Source organism: Gordonia sp. ALPHA1B1 (genome assembly GCF_005502615.1).
GTDB classification, from domain to species: domain Bacteria; phylum Actinomycetota; class Actinomycetes; order Mycobacteriales; family Mycobacteriaceae; genus Gordonia; species Gordonia hongkongensis.
In genome coordinates this window covers 31,679-53,287 of record NZ_SCOC01000001.1, presented here as the reverse complement: position 1 = coordinate 53,287, position 21,609 = coordinate 31,679, and the positions used below count along the sequence as shown (strand labels likewise).

The window sequence follows — 21,609 nt, the reverse complement described above, 5'->3', positions numbered from 1 at the left end:
ATGCCACATGACCTGCACGGGGCAAGGTCTTGCCGTGGACACACAGCAATTCTTGCACCTAGTACTACGCAGCGTAGACCAACCCGCGGAAGCTGTCGGAATCGGGGCGCGATCGGCGTCGTGTCCCCCTCCCTCGGCCCCGCACCGGCGCCCACGGGTCGCGCGCGACAGTCGCGTTCGCTCGCACGGCCCACCGCGCCACATAGGAACTCCGCCCGCCGCTTCAGGCATACTCGGACGCGATCCGGCCCGGCGTCGGAATCGTGCGTGGACTGGCAACTGAACGGAGAGAACGAGACGTGTGTGGTCTGCTCGGCCTGCTGACATCCGACGGAACGGCCGCCGACGTCGTCGAACCGGTGGCGGTGGCCTCGCACTGCATGCGGCATCGTGGACCCGACGAGCCCGGCACGTGGCACGACGACGACATCGTGTTCGGGTTCAACCGCCTCTCGATCATCGACATCGAGCATTCGCATCAGCCGCTGCGCTGGGGCCCGCCCGAGAATCCCGACCGTTACGCGCTGGTGTTCAACGGCGAGATCTACAACTACCTGGAGATCCGCGCCGAGCTGGCGAAGGACGAGGGGGTGCTGTTCCGGACCGAGGGTGACAGCGAGGCGATCGTCGCAGCGTTCCACCACTGGGGCCCCGACGCGGTCAAACGGCTTCGCGGCATGTTCGCCTTCGCGATCTGGGACACCGAGAACCGCTCGCTCTTCCTCGCCCGCGACCCGTTCGGCATCAAGCCGCTGTTCGTCGCGTCGGGCCCCGGCGGGCTGATCTTCGGCAGCGAGAAGAAGAGCCTGCTCGAGCTGATCGAACGCGTCGGGCTGTCGACCGAGCTCGATCCCCGCGCGATCGAGCACTACACCGTGCTGCAGTACGTCCCGGAGCCCGAGACGATCCACGCGTCGATCCGGCGGCTCGAGTCGGGCTGCCACGCGACCGCCACGCCGGGCAGTCCCCTGTCGATCCGGCGGTACTTCACCCCGCAGTTCGGTGTTCGCCCGGTCACCGAGGCCACCCGGCAGAAGCGGTACGACGAGATCGCCGACGTCCTCGCCGATTCGGTCGCCAAGCACATGCGCGCCGACGTCACGGTCGGGTCGTTCCTGTCCGGCGGCATCGATTCGACGGCCATCGCGGCGCTCGCGATCCGGCACAACCCCGACCTCATCACCTTCACCACCGGCTTCGAGCGCGAGGGCTACTCGGAGGTCGACGTCGCCGCCGAGTCCGCGGAGGCGATCGGCGCTCGGCATGTCGTGAAGGTCGTCGGGCCGTCGGAGTTCATCGAGTCGATCCCGTCGATCGTCTGGTACCTCGACGATCCGGTCGCCGACCCGGCACTCGTCCCGCTGTACTTCGTGGCCGCCGAGGCGCGCAAGCACGTCAAGGTGGTCCTGTCCGGCGAGGGCGCCGACGAGTTGTTCGGCGGCTACACGATCTACAAGGAACCGCTGTCCCTCGCCGCGTTCGACCGGCTGCCCCGTGCGCTGCGTCGTGCGGCGGGCAAGGTGTCCGAGCGGATTCCGGAGGGGACCCGCGGCAAGAGCCTGCTGCACCGCGGGTCGCTCACGCTCGAGGAGCGCTACTACGGCAACGCCCGCAGCTTCGACGACGCGCGGCTCCGCGCGGTGCTGCGCGACTACCGTCCCGAATGGACCCACACCGACGTCACCGCACCGATCTACGCGATGAGCCAGGGCTGGGACCCGGTGGCCCGCATGCAACATCTGGACCTCTTCACCTGGCTGCGCGGGGACATCCTGGTCAAGGCCGACAAGATCACCATGGCCAACTCCCTCGAGCTGCGGGTGCCGTTCCTCGACCCGGAGGTCTTCGCGATCGCCGAAGGTCTCCCCCACGACGAGAAGATCGCGCACGGCACAACGAAATACGCGTTGCGCAAGGCGCTGGAGCAGATCGTCCCGGCGCACGTCCTGCATCGCAAGAAGCTCGGCTTCCCGGTCCCCATCCGCCACTGGCTGGCCGGCACCGAGATGTTCGACTGGGCGCACGACACGATCATGCATTCGCAGACCGATCACATCTTCGCCAAAGACGCGGTTGTCGCGATGCTCAACGAGCACCGAGAAGGCGTGGTGGACAACAGCCGTCGTCTCTGGACGGTCCTGATGTTCATGGTCTGGCACGGCATCTTCGTCGAGGGCACAATCGTCCCGGAGATCATCGACCACACCTACCCCGTGCGGGTCTGATTCCCCGACAACCGAAGCCGCCCACGAATCCGGGGCGGCTTCGGTGGCGACGGCGTCAGTGCGCGAGCTTGAGACCGATGACCCCGCCGACGATCATCACCAGGAACAGCGCCTTGAGCAGCGAAACCGGTTCCTCACCGGTGGCCATCGCATAGACGACGGTCAGCACCGCGCCGATACCGACCCACACCGCATAGGCGGTCCCGACCGGCAGATCGCGCATCGCATACGCCAGTCCGACCATGCTGGCGACCAGCGCGACCCCGAACACGGCCGTCGGACCCAGCTTGCTGAAACCCTCCGACTTGCCCAGCGCGGTTGCCCACACGGCTTCCAGGACACCGGACACGATCAGAACGATCCACGACATGACGCTCCCTCCGGGCCGTCTTGTCGCACACCGGGTACAGCACCCCTCGTCCGGGAGTCCTCGATCGGGACTCCGTTCCAACGTCTCACGCCGGGGCGGGGGTGGCAACGTCAGACGCGTCACCACCCCGGAGAACCGGACTCAGCCGGCGAACGCCGCCTTGATCTCCGCGGCCGCCTCGGCGCCGTAGGCGCCCTCGATCCGAGCCAGGGCCGAGTCCGGGTCCCAGGCCCAGTCCTGTGTCGAGACGGTCTCCAGCACGAGCACCGCGACCATCGAGCCGACCTGTGCGGCCCGCTCGAAGTCGAGCCCGCGCGCCAGCGCGGACAGGAACCCGGCGCGGAACCCGTCGCCGACACCGGTGGGGTCGACCTTCTCCGTCTCCGGCACGACGGGGACGTGGATGCGCGTGCCGTCGCGGTCGACGATCTCGACGCCGTCCTTGCCGAGCGTCGTGACGCGCACGCCGACCATCTCCGCGACCTGCGCCTCGGACAATCCGGCCTTCTGGCGCAGCAGTCCCCACTCGTACTCGTTGGTGAACAGGTAGGCGGCGCCGTCGATGAGCGTGCGGGTCTGCTCCCCGTCGAGGCGGGCCAGCTGCTGCGACGGGTCCGCCGCGAACGGGATACCGGCGGCCCGGCACTCTTCGGTGTGGCGGATCATCCCGGCCGGATCGTCGGCCCCGATGAGGACGAGGTCGGGCGTCCCGACCTCGGCGATGACCTCGGACAGCACGATCTCGCGGCTCTCGCTCATCGCGCCGGCGTAGAACGTGGCGAGCTGGGCCATCGTCTCGTCGGTGGTGCACATGAACCGGGCGGTGTGGTGGGTCTCCGAGACCCGCACGCCCCGGCAGTCGACCCCGTTGGCTTCGAGCCACTGGCGGTAGTCGTGGAAGTCGGACCCGACCGCGCCGACCAGAACGGGCGCACCGCCGAGCTGACCCATCGCGTAGCAGATGTTGCCGCCGACACCGCCGCGCCGCACGACGAGATCCTCCACGAGGAAGCTGAGGGAGATGTGTTCGAGGTGGTCTCCGAGCAGCTGCTCGGAGAACTTGCCCGGGAACTTCATCAGATGGTCGGTTGCGATGGACCCACACACAACGATTGCCACTGGAGATCTCGACCCTTCGATTGGTTGCCCGACGGATGTACCCAGCAGGTGGTCACCTCACCCGGACAGGTGATGACACAGACAGGTGTCCACGCTACTCACTCATCGGCAAACGACACCGGCCGCACCCCAAGTGGGATGCGGCCGGTACCGGAAAATTGCTGACGTGTACGGCGTCAGTTGAACGAATCGCCGCAGGCGCAACTGCCGGTGGCGTTCGGGTTGTCGATGGTGAAGCCCTGCTTCTCGATGGTGTCGACGAAGTCGATGGTGGCTCCCTGCACGTAGGGGGCGCTCATGCGGTCGACGGCGAGGGTGACGCCACCGAAATCGGTGGTGATGTCGCCGTCGAGAGTGCGGTCGTCGAAGAAGAGCTGGTATCGCAGGCCCGCGCAACCACCCGGCTGTACGGCGATACGCAGCGCGAGGTCGTCGCGGCCCTCCTGGTCGAGCAGCGCCTTGGCCTTCGACGCGGCTGCGTCGCTGAGGATGACGCCGGTGCTCGTGGCTGTGCCCGTTTCGTTCTGCACGGTCATGGATGCTCCTGTAAGTGGTGTGGTCCCGGTGCATCGTGGCCCGATGCCGTGGTTGGGGTGTGCCCTCACGGTCGTTCGGGATTCACCCGCTCGCCGGGAGGTCGACCGGTGTGCCCGTGCGTACAACCGTACTCCTCCCCGTGGTATTCCCGTCCAGTCGGACGGGCGTTTCCGGGAGGTCGGCACCCGATTCGGCGGCACGGCGCGACGCCGAGGTCAGCCCGGACCGTCCGCCGCCCGGAAGTCGGATGCGACCGACGTCGCGAGCGCGACGAGCTGGTTCTCCGCATCGTTCATCGCGACCTCGACCGATCCGGCGATGTCGACGATCGCATACGCGGCCGCGACACCGGCCGCTCGGATCTCGTCGGGGCCCAGTGCGACCTGCCCCGCGAGGACGATCGTCGGCGCACCCGCGCCCCGGGCGCCGATCGTCGAGGCCGCCTCGTGAAGTGCGGCGACCACCTTGCCCCGGAGCGTCTGGGCGTCGAACTTCCCCTCTCCGGTGACCACGACATCGGCCGCGGCCACCTCGGCCGCCAGCCCGGTCGCCTCCGTGACGACGGTGGCACCGGACACCCGGGTACCGCCGAGCGCGAGCAGCGCCGCACCCAGCCCGCCCGCGGCGCCGGCGCCGGGCTCATCGGCGACATCCCGGCCGGCGAGCGCACTCAACACCTGCGCCCGGTCGGCGAGGCGGGTCTCGAGCAGTTCGACCGTCTCCGGGTCGGCGCCCTTCTGCGGACCGAAGACCGCGGCCGCTCCCGACGGCCCGAGCAGCGGGTTCTCCACATCGGACGCCACCACCAGATCCACACCCCGGAGTCGCTCCCGGGCGCGGTCGCCGCCACCGAGGGCTTCCACGAGGCCGGCGCCGCCATCGGTCGTCGCACTGCCGCCGAGGCCGATCACGATCCGCTCGGCCCCGCGCGCCAGCGCCGCCGCGACGAGTTCGCCGACCCCGCGGGTATCGGCTGCCGTCGCCGTCCGCGGCGTCGGCGTCCCGCCCAGCTGGTGCAGACCGCACGCCTGGGCGCACTCGATGTATGCGGTCGACGACGCGTCGTCGAGAAGCCATCGCGCGATGACCCCCGCCCCGAGCGGACCGGACACCGGTTCGGCGATCACGGTCCCGAACCGCGAGGCGAGCACGTCGACGAAGCCGGGTCCGCCATCCGACTGCGGAGCCACGACGAGCTCGTCCCCATGCCGTGCCGCACGCCACCCTCGGGCGATCGCCCGCGCCGCGACCACTGCGGACATGGTGTCACCGAACGAATCCGGCGCGATCAGGATCCGCACCGGGATCCCGCCGTCGGCCCCGTGGGTGCTCCACCGCGCTGCGCGCCGTTCCCGGTCATGAGCACGGAGTGTAAGTGGCCGAACCCGACCCGGCAGCGCGACATCGACGCGGGACGGATCCGCGATACACCGCGCGAAGCCGCAGATGCCGAGTCCGCCGGGGTGACCACCCGAAAGCGACGACCACGCGTTTGTCTCGCAACATCGATCACCTAGGCTCTACAGCGTGAAGCTGCCATGGAAGAAGGACGACACCCAGGCGGATTCCGGCGACAGCTCGGTCTCCACCTACACCGCCGACGACGAGTCCGGCACCGACGTCGCGCCCTCCACCAAGGGCAGCAAGTACACCCCGGGCAAGGGTCGTCCGACGCCGTCTCGCCGACAGGCCGAGAACAAGCGACGCGGTCCCGTCGCACCGCCCCCGACGAACCGCGCCGAGGCGCGCGCCCGCAAGAAGGAACTGAAGTCCACGCTCTCCAAAGAGGAGAAGCGCGCACTCTCCGCCGAGCGCCGCGAGAAGCGGCTCCAGCAGCGCGAACGGATGATGGCCGGCGACGAGGCCTACCTGATGCCGCGCGACAAGGGCGCCTCGCGGCGCTACACCCGCGACATCGTCGACGCCCGACGCAACTTCGCCGGGCTGTTCATGCCGTTCGCGATCCTGCTGATCGTGTTGATGTTCCTGGTCCCGCAGGCAGCGGCGCTGACCAACCTGATCCTGGTCGCCTTCGTCGTGCTGATGGCGGCCGACGGTGTGATCCTGGGCCGCATGGTCAATCGGCGGGTCGCCGAACGTTTCCCCGAGTCCAGCGACGGCGGTTTCAAGCTGGGCTGGTACGCGTTCACGCGCGCGATGCAGCTGCGCAAGATGCGCGCCCCCAAGCCGATGGTCTCGCCGGGCGACGAAGTCTGATCGATGACCGATCGCGCAGCGCGCACCCTCGTCCTCGGCGGCGTGCGCTCGGGTAAGTCCGCGCACGGAGAGTCGTTGCTCGACGGCCACCGTCAGATCCGCTACCTGGCCACGGGCCCGCTGACGTCCTCCGACGGGGAGTGGATGGACCGGGTCCGGCTCCATCGCGAACGCCGCGACGACCGGTACACGACGATCGAGACGACCGATCTCGGCCAGGCCCTGCGCGCCGCGCCCGACATCCCGGCCCTCGTCGACGACCTGGGCAACTGGCTCACCGCGCAGATCGACGCCGTCCACGGTTGGACCTCGGGTTCGGAGATCGACCTCGACGGCCGGATCGACGACCTGTGCGATGCCCTGCGCGCGATGTCGGCCGACTTCGTGATCATCAGCCCGGAAGCCGGCCTCTCGCTCGTACCGCCCACCCCCGCCGGCCGGGTGTTCCAAGACCTGCTCGGGACCCTCAACGTCCGGGTCGCCGAGGTGTGCGAGCGTGTCGATCTCGTCGTCGCCGGCCGGGTCCTGCACCTCCCCGCCGGAGCTCCCGCCGACGAGTCCGGAATCCCGCATGCAACAGCCGGCGCGGACCCGGCCGGCAACGCGGACCCGGCGTCGGACGCCCCGGTTTCGGCCACCCCGGCATCGGACACCCCGACGACGACTCCGTCCGCCTCCGACGACCCGACCGCGACGCCGCCGAGCACAGCAGCGGCGGCCGCGGTGGCAACCACTTTCGGCGCAGCACCCGAACCTGTTGCGGGCGTGGGTGTCTCGGAACGGCCCCGGCCCGACCCCACGGACGCCGAGGTGTTCGCACCGATCGCGCCGCCGGACGAGGCGGTCGCGCAGGATGCGCGGAAACGGCAGGCGGTACTCACCAAGCCGCCGGGGTCGCTGGGCCGCGTCGAGGAGATCGGCGTCTGGATCGCCGCATGCCAGGGGCAGTGTCCGCCCGCGCCACTCATCTCCCCCACCGTCGTCGTCTTCGCCGGCGATCACGGTGTCGCACGCGGCGGCGTGTCGGCGTTCCCACCCGAGGTGACCGCGCAGATGGTCGCCAACATCGCCGCGGGGGGTGCCGCAGTGAACGTGATGGCGGGCCGTGTCGGCGCCGCGGTGAAGGTCGTCGACATGTCCGTCGACGCCGACACCCCGCCGGAACTGTCGCGGTACAAGGTCCGTCGCAGCAGCGAAGACCTCCGCACCACCGACACCATCAGCCTCGCCGAGGCACGTGAGGCGCTGGCCGCCGGACGCGCCATCGCCGACGACCTCGTCGACTCGGGCACCGACCTGCTCATCGCCGGCGAGATGGGCATCGGCAACACCACCCCGGCGACCGTCCTCATCGGCGCGCTGACCCGGCGCGAGCCGGTCGAGATCGTCGGCCGCGGCACCGGCGTCGACGACGCCGGATGGATGCGGAAGACGGCCGCGATCCGAGACGGAATGCGTCGCGCGCGCAAGGTCATCCACGACCCCCTCGCGCTGCTCGCCGCCGTCGGCGGCGCCGATCTCGCCGCCACCGTCGGCTTCCTCGCCCAAGCGGCGCTGCGTCGGACGCCGGTCATTCTCGACGGCGTGGTGATCACCGCCGCGGCGATGGTCGCCAACGAACTCGCACCGGGGGCGATGCGCTGGTGGATCGCCGGACACCGGTCGGTCGAACCCGCCCATCAGATCGCGCTGGACCACCTCGATCTCGTTCCGGTACTCGACCTCTCGATGCGCCTGGGCGAAGGCAGCGGTGCCGTCCTGGCACTGCCGATCGTGCAATCCGCCGCCGACCTGCTCGGCTCGATGGCCACCTTCGACGAGGCGGGGGTGTCCGACCGGGAGGCCGAACACGCCACCGTCCAGACGACCTGACGCCGAACCGATCCGAGATGATCTCGCCGATCCGGGCGCTGCGCACCGCGTTCAGCTGGCTTACGGTGGTACCCGTCGGTGGTCACGCAGGCGCTTCCGCACCCGACCGGGAGCTGGGAGCGGCGGTCATGGCGTCGGTCCCGGCGATCGGCGCCGCCCTGGGCGCGGCGTCGGCAGGACTGGCTTTCGGGCTCGCGCAGACCGACCTCCCGGCGGTCACGGCGGGCGTGCTGATCGTCGTGCTGCTCGGCGTCGCCACCCGGGGCATGCACCTCGACGGGCTCGCCGACACCGCGGACGGACTCGGGTGCTACGGGCCGCCCGATCGTGTCACCGAGGTCATGCGCAGCGGCACCGTCGGACCGTTCGGCGTCGCGACGCTTGTCCTCACACTCGCCGTGCAGTCGACCGGGTTCGCCGCGCTCGCGAACGGGTCTCGTTGGTACGACCTCGTTTTCGCGATCGCCCTCGGGCGGTTCGGCGCAGTCGTCGGCACCCGGCGGTCCCTGGAACCGGCCCACCACAACGGTTTCGGCGCCCTGGTCGCGGGGACCCAGCGCTCCTCGGTCGCCGCGTGGTTCGTGGTGGCCCTGCTCGCAACCGTGCCGCTCGGACTGTCCGCCAACGGATTCGACGGCGGCCACGTCGAGGTGGCCGCCGTCGTCCAGGGGTGTGCGATCGTGCTGGCCGTGACCGCCTTCGCGTGGTGGTTCACGAGGCACTGCGCTCGCCGGATGGGTGGGATGACCGGCGACGTGCTGGGCGCGACCATCGAACTCGGGGTCGCGATCGGTGTCGTCGGCCTCCTGCTCTGAGGCGTCGTGGCGCCGCTCAGCGGCGGTAGAGCTCCGTCATCCACCCGTGGGTGTCGGCGAAGGTGCCGCGCTGGATGCCGGTCAGGGTGTCACGCAACGCCTGCGTCACCTCACCGGTCTCACCGTTGTTGATGGTGTAGTCCTCGCCCTCACCCTTGACCCGGCCGACCGGGGTGATGACCGCGGCGGTGCCACAGGCGAACACCTCGGTGATGTCGCCCGACGCCACGCCCTTGCGCAGCTCCTCGGTGGTGATCTTGCGTTCCTCGACCTCGAAGCCGGCATCGGTGGCCAGCGTCAGCAACGACGAACGGGTGATGCCGGGCAGCAGTGAGCCCGACAACTCGGGGGTCACCAGCCGGGCGTCGGCGCCTGAGCCGAACACGAAGAACAGATTCATGCCGCCCATCTCCTCGATGAAGCGGCGTTCGATCGCGTCGAGCCACACGACCTGGTCGCACCCCTGCTCGGTGGCCTGCCGCTGGGCGAGGAACGCGGCGGCATAGTTGCCACCGCACTTGGCGAATCCGGTGCCGCCCGGTGCCGCGCGGACATACTCGGTGGACAGCCAGACACTCACCGGCTTGATCCCACCGGCGAAGTAGGCGCCCGCCGGCGAGGCGATGACCGAGTAGATGTAGCTGGAGGACGGGGCGTTGACGCCGAGGCTGGCCTGCGACGCGAACATGAACGGCCGGAGGTAGAGCGCCTCTTCGCCACCAGCGGCGGGCACCCACTCGTTGTCGGCCTCGAGCAGGGCCTTGAGCGAGGCGATGAAATCCTCGACCGGCAGCGCGGGCATCGCGAGCCGCTCCGCGCTGCGCTGGAGACGCGCGGCGTTCGCCTCGGGGCGGAACGCGGCGATCGAACCGTCCGGCTGCCGATAGGCCTTGAGCCCCTCGAACACCTCTTGGCCGTAGTGCAGAACCGTGGCCGCGGGGTCGAGGGCGATCGGACCGTACGGCTTCACCGTGGCGTTGTGCCAACCCACCCCTGCGTCGTAATCGATCATCACCATGTTGTCGGTGAAGTGGCGCCCGAATCCGGGGGCGGACAGGATCTCCGCGCGCCGGCCCTCAGACACCGGGTGCGGATGCTCGGTACGGTTGAACTCCAAGGTCATCACGCCATCGTACCGCCGGGCACAAAAGCATTTCCCGGCCCGGTCGGCTGACCCCCGGGGCTGCGTGGGACGTCGCGCGAGGGCCCGCAGGTCACACGTGCGACGGCACGAACGGCGGGATCACGACCTCGCACGCCAGGTCCCGCCCGCGGACGTCGACGACGACCTCGTCGCCTTTGCGCACCCCGGACGCCGTATCGAGCAGCGCCAGTGCGATGCCCTGTTTGAGGGTGGGCGAGAACGTCCCCGACGTACAGGTGCCGATCTGCTGGTCCTTCCCCGCCAGGCGGACCACGCACCCCGCACGCGGCACCCCGCGGCCGGTCGCCCGCAACCCGTACAGACGACGCGTCGGTCCGGCCTCCTTCTCGGCGAGTAGGGCGTCGCGTCCGAAGAACGACGGCTTGTCCCAGCCGACCGCCCAACTCGACCGCGCCTGCACCGGCGAGATGTCGGGCCCCAGCTCGTGGCCGTGCAGCGCATATCCCATCTCGGTGCGCAGGGTGTCCCGCGCGCCCAGGCCCGCAGGCAACCCGCCGGCCGCCGCGATCGCTTCCAGTAGGACGTCGAACACCGCACCCGCATCGTCCCACCGCGGCACGATCTCGTACCCGCGTTCACCGGTGTATCCGGTGCGGCACACGCGGACCGGTGCCACGCCGTCGGCGGTCGTCAGGTCGGCGTCGGCGAACGCCATGTACTCCATGTCGGCGGGCAGTCCGAGCCCGGCAAGGATCTCGGGCGACTTCGGCCCCTGCACCGCGAGCACGGCGAGGTCGCGGTGCTGGTCGGTGATCGAGATCCCTTCCGGCGCAACCGCTTGCAGCTGGTCGACCACGGACGCGGTGTTCGCCGCATTGGGCACCAGGAAGACCTCGTCCTCGCCGACGAGGTAGGCGATCAGGTCGTCGACGACACCACCGGAGTCGTTGCAGCACAACGTGTATTGCGCCTTGCCCGGCACGATCTTGCCGAGGTCGTTGGTGAGCGTCGAGTTGACGAAGGCGGCCGCACCTTCGCCGGACACCAGTGCCTTGCCGAGGTGGCTGACGTCGAAGATGCCCACGCTCTCCCGCACCGCGGCGTGCTCGGCGACCGTGCCGGAGTACGACACCGGCATGTTCCAGCCGCCGAACTCGGCGAAGGTGGCCCCCAGTGCGGCATGACGGTCGGCGATCGGCCCGGCGAGGAGTTCACTCATGCCGTCCACGCTATCGGGCGACCCCGCCGGCCGGGCACGGACGCGGCGTTCGTCTGCACGTCTTCCCGCTGGGACTCGGCGCCGCCGGAGCTGTGGCAGAGTTGACCGGGTGAGCAAGAACGACACCGTCGACCGCACGCGCGGCCCCGAACTCGAACTGTCCACCTCGATCGGCAAGGACGACTCCGCCCTGGTCATCGGCCTGATCAGCGCCTCGTCCCCCGACGACGCCGAGAATGCCGACCCCACAGCCGAACCGACCCTCGCCATCGGCGACGGCATCCTCGACGACGCCCAGGCCGCCGCCATCACCGCCGCTCTCACCGCCCTCGGCGCGACCGGGTCCCACGGCGAGGTCACCCGGACCGCGGCCCCGGAGTCGCTGCCCGTCGACATCGTCGTCGCCGTCGGCCTGGGCGATGCCGACAACCTCGACGACGCCGACCAGGTCCGGCAGGCCGCCGGCGTCGTCGCCCGTGAACTCGACGGTCACGAGTCGGTCGCCACCACGCTCTCGGCCGTCGACCTGGCTGCCGCCGCCGAGGGACTGTTCCTCGGCGCCTACCGGTTCGACGAGTTCCGTTCGGACAAGTCGAAGCCCAAGAAGACTCCGCCGCAACGCATCACGCTGCTGGTCGAATCGAAGTCCAAGGAGGCCAAGGCCGCTGTGGAGCGCGCGGTCGCCGTGGCCGACTCGGTGGCGATCGCCCGCGACTTCGTCAACACCCCGCCGAGCCACCTGTATCCCGAGGAGTTCGCCGCCCGCGCCCGCACCCTCGGCAGCAAGGCCGGGCTCAAGGTCGAGATCCTCGACGACAAGCAGCTGGAGGCGCAGGGTTACGGCGGGATCATCGGCGTCGGCAAGGGTTCGTCCCGGCTGCCGCGCCTCGTCCGGCTGACCCACACCGCGAAGAAGTCGCCGAAGAAGGTCGCGCTCGTCGGCAAGGGCATCACCTTCGACACCGGCGGTATCTCGATCAAACCCGCCGCCAACATGGACGCGATGACCTCGGACATGGGCGGCGCGGCCGCGGTCATCGCGGCGACGATCCTGGCCGCCCGACTCGATGTCGACGTGACGGTGATCGCCACCGTCCCCATGGCCGAGAACATGCCGTCGTCGACTGCGCAGCGCCCGGGCGACGTACTCACCCAGTACGGCGGCCGCACGGTCGAGGTCCTCAACACCGACGCCGAGGGACGGCTGATCCTCGCCGATGCCATCGTGCGGGCCTGCGAGGACGATCCCGACTATCTCATCGACACCGCGACCCTGACCGGCGCCCAGATGGTGGCACTCGGCACCCGGACACCGGGCGTCATGGGCACCGACGGGTTCCGCGACCGGGTCGCGGCCCGGTCGGCCGATGTAGGTGAGAACGCCTGGGCGATGCCGCTCCCGGCCGAGCTGCGCGCAGACCTGAAGTCCCGCGTCGCGGACCTGGCGAACGTGACCCCCCACCGCTGGGGCGGGATGCTCGCCGCGGGCATCTTCCTGAAGGAGTTCGTGCCCGAGGACGTGCAGTGGGCCCACATCGACATCGCCGGGCCCGCCTTCAACACCGGCGGCCCCTGGGGTTACACGACGAAGGGCGGTACGGGCGTCCCCGTCCGGACCATCGCGGCCGTGCTCGAGGACATCGCCGCGAACGGCTGAGAACACCTCCGGCGAGCCGCGGCCGAGACCGGTGCCGCGGCCGCCGGAGAATCGTTACCGACGAGTACGAGCCGAACCGAGTCGGCGGCTCACCGTACGGGTAGGGTTGGCCGCGGGGATGAGCGGCTGATCCGCCACTCATCTGCGCGGTCTTCCACCGCCTCCCGACCCCCGTGCCCACGGCGCACACACCACTGGGCATCACCTACAGACCACCACGTCGAGTTCAGGAGTTCACAACGATGGCCTTCTCCGTCCAGATGCCCGCCCTTGGTGAAAGTGTCACCGAGGGGACAGTCACCCGGTGGCTGAAGGAGGAGGGCGACACCGTCGAGGCCGACGAGCCGTTGCTCGAGGTGTCGACCGACAAGGTGGACACCGAGATCCCCGCCCCCACTTCGGGTGTGCTGACCAAGATCATCGCGCAGGAGGACGACGTCGTCGAGGTCGGCGGCGATCTCGCCCTGATCGGTGACGCCGACGAGGCCGGTTCCGACGACTCCGGTTCGGACGATTCCGATTCCGACGCCGCCGGCGGCGACGAGCCGACCGAGGCCGCCCCCGAACCCGAGCCCGAGCAGGCCGCCGAGGAGCCCTCCGTCGACGAGGACGCGCCCGCCGAGAAGCCCACCGCCGACACCGGCTCGGGCTCGGCCGAGGGCACCGACGTGCTCATGCCCGAACTCGGCGAGTCGGTCACCGAGGGGACGGTCACCAACTGGCTGAAGGCCGTCGGCGACGAGGTCGCCGCCGACGAACCCCTGCTCGAGGTCTCCACCGACAAGGTCGACACCGAGATCCCCTCGCCGGTCGCCGGCACCCTGCTCGAGATCCTCGCGCAGGAGGACGACGTGATCGAGGTCGGCGGCAAGCTCGCCGTCATCGGTGATGCCTCGGCGGCTCCCTCGAAGAAGAAGCCCGAACCGGAACCCGAACCCGAGCCCGAGCCCGAACCCGAGCCCGAGCAGGAGTCCGCGCCGGAGCCGGAGCCCGAGCAGGCGCCTGCCCCCGAGGAAGAGCAGAAGCCGCAGCCGAAGGCCCAGGAGTCCAAGGCCCCCGAGCCCAAGGCACAGGCCGCGGAGAAGTCCGACCCGCCGACCGTCGAGTCGACCCCGTACGTGACGCCGCTGGTGCGCAAGCTCGCCGCGGAGAACAACATCGACCTGAACGCCATCAAGGGCACCGGTGTCGGTGGCCGCATCCGCAAGCAGGACGTGCTCGCCGCGGCCGAGGAGGCCAAGGCCCCGGCGCAGGAGTCCGCCCCGGCCGCCAAGCCCGCGGCATCGTCGGCGCCGGCCGCGTCGTCGGGCTCGCCGGAGATCCGGCCCGAGCTCGCCGAGCTGCGCGGGACGACGCAGAAGATCAACCGCATCCGTCAGATCACCGCGAAGAAGACCCGCGAGTCGCTGCAGCAGAGCGCACAGCTCACCCAGGTCTTCGAGGTCGACATGACCCGCATCGCCGGACTCCGCAAGGCGGCGAAGGAGAGCTTCAAGGCGTCCGAGGGCGTCAACCTGACGTACCTGCCGTTCATCGCGAAGGCCGTCGTGGAGGCGCTGAAGGCGCATCCCAACGTCAACGCCTCGATCGACGAGGACAAGAAGGAGATCACCTACTACGACAAGGTGCATCTCGGCATCGCCGTCGACACCCCGCAGGGGCTGCTGTCGCCGGTCATCCACAACGCCGACGACCTGTCGATCGCCGGTCTGGCCCGCGCCATCGCCGACATCGCGTCCCGGGCGCGCTCCAACGGCCTCAAGCCCGACGAGCTCGCCGGCGGCACGTTCACCATCACCAACATCGGAAGTCAGGGCGCGCTGTTCGACACCCCGATCCTGGTGCCGCCGCAGGCGGCGATGCTGGGCACCGGCGCGATCGTCAAGCGCCCGGTCGTCATCACCGGTGAGGACGGTTCGGAATCAATCGCGGTGCGGTCGATGTCCTACCTGCCGCTGACCTACGATCACCGTCTGATCGACGGCGCCGACGCGGGCCGCTTCCTCACCACGGTGAAGAAGCGTCTCGAAGAGGCCGCCTTCGCCGCGGACCTGGGCCTCTAGCCCAGATCTCCTTCGGACGGCACACCGAGGACACAGAATGCGCATCGCCGTCGCCGGATCATCGGGACTCATCGGCAACGCCCTGGTCAACTCGCTGCGCGCGGCGGGCCACACGGTCACACGTCTGGTCCGCCGCGAGGCACGCGCCGATGACGAGTTCAGCTGGGATCCCGAGACGATCGGCGTCCCGCCGGAGAGTCTCGACGGCGTCGAGGCGGTGGTCTCGCTGGGCGGCGTGGGAGTCGGCGACGGTCGCTGGACCGGCCGGTTCAAACAGGAACTCCGGGACTCGCGGATCACCCCCACCGAACTGCTCGCCGAGGCCGTCCGCGATCTCGGCATCCCGACGTTCGTGAGTGCCAGCGCCACGGGCTATTACGGGAACACCGGTGGCCACGCCGCGGTCGAGACCGACGGCCCCGGCGAGGGATTCCTCGCCGACCTGGTCGTCGACTGGGAGCGCGCCGCCACCGCCGGCGTCGGCGCGGACACGCGTCTGGTCCTGCTCCGTACGGCGCCGGTCCTCAGCACCCAGGGCGGCCTGCTGGGCAAACTCCGGCCGTTGTTCAAGCTCGGGCTCGGCGGACCGATCGGCGACGGCAAGCAGTACTTCTCGTGGATCAGCCTGATCGACGAGATCCGCGCCATCGAGTTCCTCCTCGACTCCGACCTGTCCGGACCGGTGAACCTGAGTTCGCCGGGCGCCGTCCCGTTCGGTGAGTTCACCTCGGCTCTGGGCCGGGCCGTGCACCGCCCGACGATCCTGCAGGTACCCGCCTTCGCGGCGCGCCGGGTCGGCGGCGAGATGGCCGAGGAAATGATTCTGTTCAGTCAGCGCGTTACACCCAAGGTGCTGACCGATCACGGATTCACCTTCACCCATCCCGGTGTCGACGAGGCCCTCGCCTACGCCACCGGTTCCACCAGTCATGACTGAGCGGCCGATCCGCGGGAGTGCCGAACCGGTCGAGGTCCGCCATCTCGGCGTCGTCGACTACCAGACGGCCTACGACCTGCAGCACGGCCTGGCGACCGACCGCGCCGACGGCGTCCTGGATCACGACGTGCTGCTCCTGCTTGAGCATCCGTCCATTTACACGGCGGGCAAGCGCACGGAGGACGCCGACCGGCCCACCAACGGCGCGCCGGTCGTCGACGTCGACCGCGGCGGCCGGATCACCTGGCACGGACCGGGACAACTCGTCGGCTATCCGATCGTGAAGCTCGCCGAGCCGCTCGACGTCGTCGAGTACGTGCGTCGTCTCGAGGCGGCCCTCATCTCGGTCTGCGCCGGTCTCGGCGTGACCACCTGCCGCGTCGACGGACGTTCCGGCGTGTGGATCACCGACGACGCCGGGGAACGCAAACTCGGACAGATCGGTATCCGCGTGGCACGCGGCGTGGCCCTGCACGGATTCGCACTCAACATCGACCCCGACATGTCGGCGTTCGAGGCGATCGTCCCCTGCGGGATCGCCGACGCCGGGGTCACGTCCCTGGCCCGCGAACTGGGGCGGCCGTTGTCGGTGGCCTCTCTGCTCGACGTCACCGCCGATGCCGTGCTCACCGCGCTCGACGCCACTGCGAGCCCGGTCGCGTCGGCACAGTCCTCTCCATCCACTTCTGCGAGCGTAGGATCGATCCAGTGACCGCGTCCCCCATCACCCCCGGACCCGGTGCCCCCGAAGCCACACCCTCGGCCTCGGCATCCGCACCACAGACCCCGACCCCGGCCCCTGAGGGCCGCAAGCTGCTCCGGCTCGAGGTGCGCAACGCGCAGACCCCCATCGAGCGCAAGCCGGAGTGGATCCGCACCCGCGCGACGATGGGCCCGGAGTTCACCGAACTCAAGGGCCTGGTCAAGCGCGAGGGTCTGCACACCGTCTGCGAAGAGGCCGGCTGCCCCAACATCTACGAATGCTGGGAAGACCGCGAGGCGACGTTCCTCATCGGCGGCGAGCAGTGCACCCGACGCTGCGACTTCTGCCAGATCGACACCGGCAAGCCCGCCGAACTCGACCGCGACGAACCGCGTCGTGTCGCCGAGAGCGTCCAGGCGATGGGCCTGCGCTACTCGACGATCACCGGCGTCGCCCGCGACGACCTGCCCGACGAGGGTGCCTGGCTCTACGCCGAGACCGTCCGCGCGATCCACCGCCTCAACCCCGGTACCGGTGTGGAAAACCTCATCCCGGACTTCCACGCCAAGCCCGACCTGCTGGCCGAGGTCTTCGACGCCCGGCCCGAGGTACTTGCGCACAACCTCGAGACCGTGCCGCGCATCTTCAAGCGCATCCGCCCGGCCTTCCGCTACGAGCGGTCCCTCGAAGTCCTCACCGCCGCACGTGATTTCGGCCTGGTGACGAAGTCGAACCTCATCCTCGGGATGGGCGAGACCCCGCAGGAGGTGCAGTCGGCGATCGTGGATCTGCACGAGGCGGGCTGCGACATCCTGACCATCACGCAGTACCTGCGTCCCTCGCCGCGGCATCATCCGGTCGAGCGGTGGGTCAAGCCCGAGGAGTTCGTCGACCACTCCGAGTTCGCCGAAGAGGTCGGATTCGCCGGCGTCATGGCGGGTCCGCTGGTGCGGTCGTCGTACCGGGCGGGCCGCCTGTACGCGCAGGCGATGGCCCATCACGGCCGCGAGATCTCACCGGCTCTCGCGCACCTGGCAGCCGAGGGATCGGCCAGCCAGGAGGCCTCCAGCCTGATGGCACGCCTCGCCCGCTGACGCCGCGCGCGTCCGCTGACTTTTCGGACGGTCACCCGATGCCCCGATCGCTCGATCCACGGACGTAAACTGGCCTCATGGCAAAGGCGCAGGTGAGCAAAGAGGTCAAGGCCGAGAAGAAGAAGGCCCGTAAGGCCGCATCGAAGGAACGGCGCCAGCAGCTCTGGCAGGCCTTCCAGATGCAGCGCAAGGAAGACAAACGACTCATCCCCTACATGGTGGGTGTCATCGTCCTGTCGATCGCGGTCTTCACCGCTCTCGGATTCGTCCTCGGTTCGCCGTGGCTGCTGATCCCGCTCGGCGTGGTGCTGGGCATCCTCGGCGCCTTCATCCTGTTCGGCCGCCGCGTCCAGAAGAACGTGTACACCAAGGCCGAGGGACAGCCCGGCGCCGCCGGATGGGCACTGGGCAACATGCGCGGGCAGTGGCGGGTCAAGCAGGCCGTGGCCGGCACCTCCCAGCTCGACGCCGTGCACCGTGTCATCGGCAAGCCGGGCATCATCCTGGTCGCCGAGGGCTCCCCGACCCGCATCAAGTCGCTCCTCGGCCAGGAGAAGAAGAAGGTCGCGCGGGTCGTCGGCGACACCCCGATCTACGAGATCATGGTCGGCAACGACGACGGCCAGGTCCCGCTGTCGAAGCTCGAGCGGCACCTCAACAAGCTGCCCAGCAACATCGACCGCAAGCGGATGGAGACCCTGGAAGGCCGACTGTCCGCCCTCGGCAGCAAGGCCCCCGGCCCCGGCATGCCAAAGGGTCCCCTGCCCGCGAACGCCAAGATGCGCAGCATGCAGCGCACGGCGCGCCGCCGCGGCTGACGCTCCCGCCCCATCCCGTCGACCGTGCACCCGATCCCGTTGACGGTGCATCGATTTACGTTGACTGTGAACCGGGTTCGCCGGGCCACGACCTACGACAAAACCCACCACCAATGACGATTCGGTGGTGGGTTTCGTCGATGAGTGGCTTGTGCGCCGGATCGGCCGCTGCTCAGCGGGTCCGGACGAGCGCGGTGCCGGTTGCGCGGTCGTGCAGGGCGCGTCCGTTGTAGTCGTTGATCAGGGCCGGGACGAGGAAGATCATCAGCAGCTGGCGGAAGAAGGCCCGGACGATCCCGACCGCCGCCGGGCTCTGCTCGCCGGTCGCTTCGGCGGTGTTGCGCTCGACGCCGTAATCCACACGCGCCACGCGCATCCCGATGACGAGCTGGCCCGGGGTGAACCCGAACAGCGTCACCGCGAAGATGCCCATGACGAACCACACGCCCATCTGCGCGGTGCCCAGATGCGGCGAGTTGAAGCCACCGAAGAACGCCATCGCGAGCCCACCGGCGATCAGCCAGTCGACGAGCAGGCCGGCCACCCGCGGCCAGCCGGTGGCCAGCGACCCGGGACCGCTCTCCGGCAGGCCGAGATCCTGTCCCCGGTACTCGTTGTCCACGCCGTTCTCGGGACCGATCTGCGGTCCCGACAGCCAGGAACCCGTGACTCGTCCCATCGGTGATGACTCCTCTCACGCGACCGCGCAACCCCCTCGGTCCGCGTCGTCGCCGCACTGGGAACCATCGTAGTCGCTGGTTGTCGTGACCCGTCCCGCCCGTTGGCCCCTGCCGCTAGGGTTGGGATGCGCCGAGTGCGACGGCCCCCGATCACGCTGTGTAGCCAACACCACTGCGCGTGTAACACGGGGGAAACACGGACTTGACGCATGGGCAACTTCGCCTCCATACGGTTGCCGCTGAGATCCGCTGCTGTTTCTCAGTGGCGGATGTGGCGTGTCCCCATACACGGACCACCGATCACGAAGGAGTCACCGCACGGTGTACAGCAGTAAAGAAGAACTACTCGAGGGCATCAAGAAGGAAGGTGTCGAGTACGTCGACATCCGTTTCTGCGACCTGCCCGGTGTCATGCAGCACTTCTCGATCCCCGCGTCGGCCTTCGACGAGGACGTCTTCGAGGACGGGCTGGCGTTCGACGGATCGTCGGTGCGTGGCTTCCAGTCGATCAACGAGTCGGACATGATGCTGCTGCCCGACCCGGCCACCGCGCGGATCGATCCGTTCCGCAAGGCCAAGACGATGAACCTCAGCTTCTTCGTCCACGACCCGTTCACCCGCGAGGCCTACAGCCGCGACCCGCGCAACGTCGCCCGCAAGGCCGAGGACTACCTCGCCTCCACCGGCGTCGCCGACACCTGCTTCTTCGGTGCCGAGGCCGAGTTCTACATCTTCGACTCGGTGTCCTTCGGTTCCGAGATGAACGGCACCTTCTACGAGGTCGAGTCCGAGTCCGGCTGGTGGAACACCGCGTCGCCGACCGATCCCGACGGCAGCCCCAACCTCGGCTACAAGGTCCGCCCGAAGGGTGGGTACTTCCCCGTCGCACCGTACGACCACTACGTCGACCTGCGTGACGAGATGTCCACCAACCTGCAGAACTCGGGCTTCGAGCTCGAGCGCGGCCACCACGAGGTCGGCACCGCGGGCCAGGCGGAGATCAACTACAAGTTCAACACTCTGCTCCACGCAGCCGATGACGTGCAGCTGTTCAAGTACATCATCAAGAACACCGCATGGCAGAACGGCAAGTCGGTCACCTTCATGCCGAAGCCGCTCTTCGGCGACAACGGTTCGGGCATGCACGCCCACCAGTCGCTGTGGAAGGACGGCAAGCCGCTGTTCCACGACGAGGCCGGCTACGCGGGCCTGTCGGACCTGGCGCGCTACTACATCGGTGGCATCCTGCACCACGCACCGTCGCTGCTGGCGTTCACCAACCCGACCGTGAACTCCTACAAGCGTCTGGTGCCGGGCTACGAGGCCCCGATCAACCTGGTCTACAGCCAGCGCAACCGGTCGGCCTGTGTGCGTATCCCGATCACCGGCAACAACCCGAAGGCCAAGCGCCTCGAGTTCCGTTGCCCGGACAGCTCGGGCAACCCGTACCTGGCGTTCGCCGCGATGATGATGGCCGGCCTGGACGGCATCAAGAACAAGATCGAGCCGCACGAGCCCGTCGACAAGGACCTCTACGAGCTCCCGCCGGAAGAGGCCAAGAGCATCCCGCAGGCCCCGACCTCGCTGGCCGCGGTCATCGACCGTCTCGAAGAGGATCACGAATACCTCACCGCCGGTGGCGTGTTCACCGAGGACCTCATCGAGACCTGGATCGCGCTCAAGCGTGAGAACGAGATCGAGCCGGTGCAGATCCGTCCGCACCCGTACGAGTTCTCGCTGTACTACGACTGCTGAGCCCAGGCTCCGACGTCGACTCGGCCCGCTCCGCGATCGCTCTCCGATCGCCGAGCGGGCCGTTTCGTTGTCGGCCGGTTCGATCCATCAATCCGCGCGAGCAGCCGTGTCCGACCGTCCCGCCGTGCGACGATGAGCCGCATGGGCACACTGCTGACGTCCGACGAGTTCGAGATCCGCCTGCTGTTCGCGGAGTCGGTCCCGGAGGTGATGCAGTTCGTCCGCGACGTGGTCCGGCAGCGCGAACCGATCGCCCTCGAGCTCGAGGGGTCGGCGCACATCGTGAATCTCGCCAACGTCCGGCACTTCTCGTTGGTCGACGAGACCGACGACGTCGTAGCGGATTCCGACGAGCGGACCACGGTCGTTCTCTCCATCGCCGAGGCCAAGGAGTGACGACCCGAGCCAGCGCCGCCGGACCAG

19 protein-coding genes and 1 riboswitch are annotated in these 21,609 nt (G+C 69.2%); of the genes, 12 read left to right on the top strand and 7 right to left on the bottom strand.

All coding sequences use genetic code 11. The features are described from left to right. Positions 1-299: 299 nt before the first annotated feature. The gene (gene asnB / locus FFS52_RS00240; RefSeq protein WP_065630051.1) at positions 300-2,225 is read left to right on the top strand and encodes an asparagine synthase (glutamine-hydrolyzing); all 1,926 of its coding nucleotides are present in this window, start codon (positions 300-302) and stop codon (positions 2,223-2,225) included. Positions 2,226-2,280: 55 nt separating this feature from the next. Here the strand turns inward: asnB and FFS52_RS00235 are convergent, their stop codons facing one another. The 4 genes from FFS52_RS00235 to FFS52_RS00220 form a co-directional block, all read right to left on the bottom strand. Beyond that, positions 2,281-2,595 (bottom strand): multidrug efflux SMR transporter, encoded by a 315-nt coding sequence (locus FFS52_RS00235; protein ID WP_068972093.1) that lies wholly within the window; start codon positions 2,593-2,595, stop codon positions 2,281-2,283. 9 nt (positions 2,596-2,604) lie between these two features. Next, positions 2,605-2,671: riboswitch (guanidine-III (ykkC-III) riboswitch) on the bottom strand. Positions 2,672-2,736: 65 nt separating this feature from the next. Next, positions 2,737-3,714, bottom strand: a complete 978-nt coding sequence (locus FFS52_RS00230; protein WP_189340143.1) for a carbohydrate kinase family protein — start codon at positions 3,712-3,714, stop codon at positions 2,737-2,739. Positions 3,715-3,890: 176 nt separating this feature from the next. Further along, positions 3,891-4,250 carry an iron-sulfur cluster assembly accessory protein gene (locus FFS52_RS00225; RefSeq protein ID WP_058253100.1) on the bottom strand — a complete coding sequence of 120 codons (360 nt, stop codon included), beginning with the start codon at positions 4,248-4,250 and terminating at the stop codon, positions 3,891-3,893. Between the two features lie 216 nt (positions 4,251-4,466). Continuing rightward, on the bottom strand, positions 4,467-5,552 hold the full coding sequence (locus FFS52_RS00220) for a glycerate kinase (RefSeq protein ID WP_137808471.1): 1,086 nt from the start codon (positions 5,550-5,552) through the stop codon (positions 4,467-4,469). 226 nt (positions 5,553-5,778) lie between these two features. On the opposite strand from FFS52_RS00220, the gene FFS52_RS00215 reads away from it, so the two are divergent. The 3 genes from FFS52_RS00215 to FFS52_RS00205 are packed head-to-tail and all read left to right on the top strand — an operon-like array spanning position 5,779 to position 9,155. Then, positions 5,779-6,468, top strand: coding sequence for a DUF3043 domain-containing protein (locus FFS52_RS00215; RefSeq protein ID WP_058253102.1), 690 nt, complete (start codon positions 5,779-5,781; stop codon positions 6,466-6,468). A gap of 3 nt (positions 6,469-6,471) precedes the next feature. Then, entirely contained in the window at positions 6,472-8,340 is a 1,869-nt protein-coding gene (cobT, locus tag FFS52_RS00210) for a nicotinate-nucleotide--dimethylbenzimidazole phosphoribosyltransferase (protein ID WP_137808470.1), read from the top strand. A 17-nt stretch (positions 8,341-8,357) separates the two neighbouring features. Further along, positions 8,358-9,155: an adenosylcobinamide-GDP ribazoletransferase gene (locus FFS52_RS00205; protein WP_137808469.1), complete on the top strand. Its 798-nt coding sequence runs from the start codon at positions 8,358-8,360 to the stop codon at positions 9,153-9,155. Between the two features lie 16 nt (positions 9,156-9,171). On the opposite strand, the gene FFS52_RS00200 is transcribed toward FFS52_RS00205, so the two are convergent. After that, positions 9,172-10,278 carry a branched-chain amino acid aminotransferase gene (locus FFS52_RS00200; RefSeq protein ID WP_058253105.1) on the bottom strand — a complete coding sequence of 369 codons (1,107 nt, stop codon included), beginning with the start codon at positions 10,276-10,278 and terminating at the stop codon, positions 9,172-9,174. Positions 10,279-10,369: 91 nt separating this feature from the next. Continuing rightward, positions 10,370-11,479: a glycine cleavage system aminomethyltransferase GcvT gene (gcvT, locus tag FFS52_RS00195; protein ID WP_068972102.1), complete on the bottom strand. Its 1,110-nt coding sequence runs from the start codon at positions 11,477-11,479 to the stop codon at positions 10,370-10,372. Between the two features lie 109 nt (positions 11,480-11,588). Here gcvT and FFS52_RS00190 point away from each other — a divergent pair, with 109 nt between their 5' ends. The 6 genes from FFS52_RS00190 (at position 11,589) to FFS52_RS00165 (ending at position 18,751) form a co-directional block, all read left to right on the top strand. Next, on the top strand, positions 11,589-13,136 hold the full coding sequence (locus FFS52_RS00190) for a leucyl aminopeptidase (RefSeq protein ID WP_068972096.1): 1,548 nt from the start codon (positions 11,589-11,591) through the stop codon (positions 13,134-13,136). A 242-nt stretch (positions 13,137-13,378) separates the two neighbouring features. Continuing rightward, the gene (gene sucB, locus FFS52_RS00185) at positions 13,379-15,199 is read left to right on the top strand and encodes a 2-oxoglutarate dehydrogenase, E2 component, dihydrolipoamide succinyltransferase (protein WP_137808468.1); all 1,821 of its coding nucleotides are present in this window, start codon (positions 13,379-13,381) and stop codon (positions 15,197-15,199) included. A 37-nt stretch (positions 15,200-15,236) separates the two neighbouring features. Then, complete coding sequence (locus FFS52_RS00180) at positions 15,237-16,136, top strand: TIGR01777 family oxidoreductase (RefSeq protein ID WP_058253108.1); 900 nt, start codon at positions 15,237-15,239, stop codon at positions 16,134-16,136. Continuing rightward, positions 16,129-16,848, top strand: a complete 720-nt coding sequence (gene lipB, locus FFS52_RS00175; protein WP_068971688.1) for a lipoyl(octanoyl) transferase LipB — start codon at positions 16,129-16,131, stop codon at positions 16,846-16,848. Before FFS52_RS00180 ends, lipB begins: the two co-directional genes overlap by 8 nt. Further along, positions 16,845-17,933 (top strand): lipoyl synthase, encoded by a 1,089-nt coding sequence (gene lipA, locus FFS52_RS00170; RefSeq protein WP_068971687.1) that lies wholly within the window; start codon positions 16,845-16,847, stop codon positions 17,931-17,933. Before lipB ends, lipA begins: the two co-directional genes overlap by 4 nt. 77 nt (positions 17,934-18,010) lie before the next feature. Continuing rightward, the gene (locus FFS52_RS00165) at positions 18,011-18,751 is read left to right on the top strand and encodes a DUF4191 domain-containing protein (RefSeq protein ID WP_058253111.1); all 741 of its coding nucleotides are present in this window, start codon (positions 18,011-18,013) and stop codon (positions 18,749-18,751) included. A gap of 172 nt (positions 18,752-18,923) precedes the next feature. Here FFS52_RS00165 and FFS52_RS00160 read toward each other — a convergent pair whose 3' ends face one another. Further along, entirely contained in the window at positions 18,924-19,430 is a 507-nt protein-coding gene (locus FFS52_RS00160; protein WP_058253112.1) for an RDD family protein, read from the bottom strand. A gap of 322 nt (positions 19,431-19,752) precedes the next feature. On the opposite strand from FFS52_RS00160, the gene glnA reads away from it, so the two are divergent. Together glnA and FFS52_RS00150 are read left to right on the top strand one after the other, a co-directional pair. Further along, entirely contained in the window at positions 19,753-21,186 is a 1,434-nt protein-coding gene (gene glnA, locus FFS52_RS00155; protein ID WP_010841141.1) for a type I glutamate--ammonia ligase, read from the top strand. Between the two features lie 141 nt (positions 21,187-21,327). Then, a complete protein-coding gene (locus tag FFS52_RS00150) occupies positions 21,328-21,582 on the top strand; it encodes a hypothetical protein (RefSeq protein WP_068971686.1) in 255 nt (84 codons plus the stop codon). Positions 21,583-21,609 lie beyond the last annotated feature (27 nt).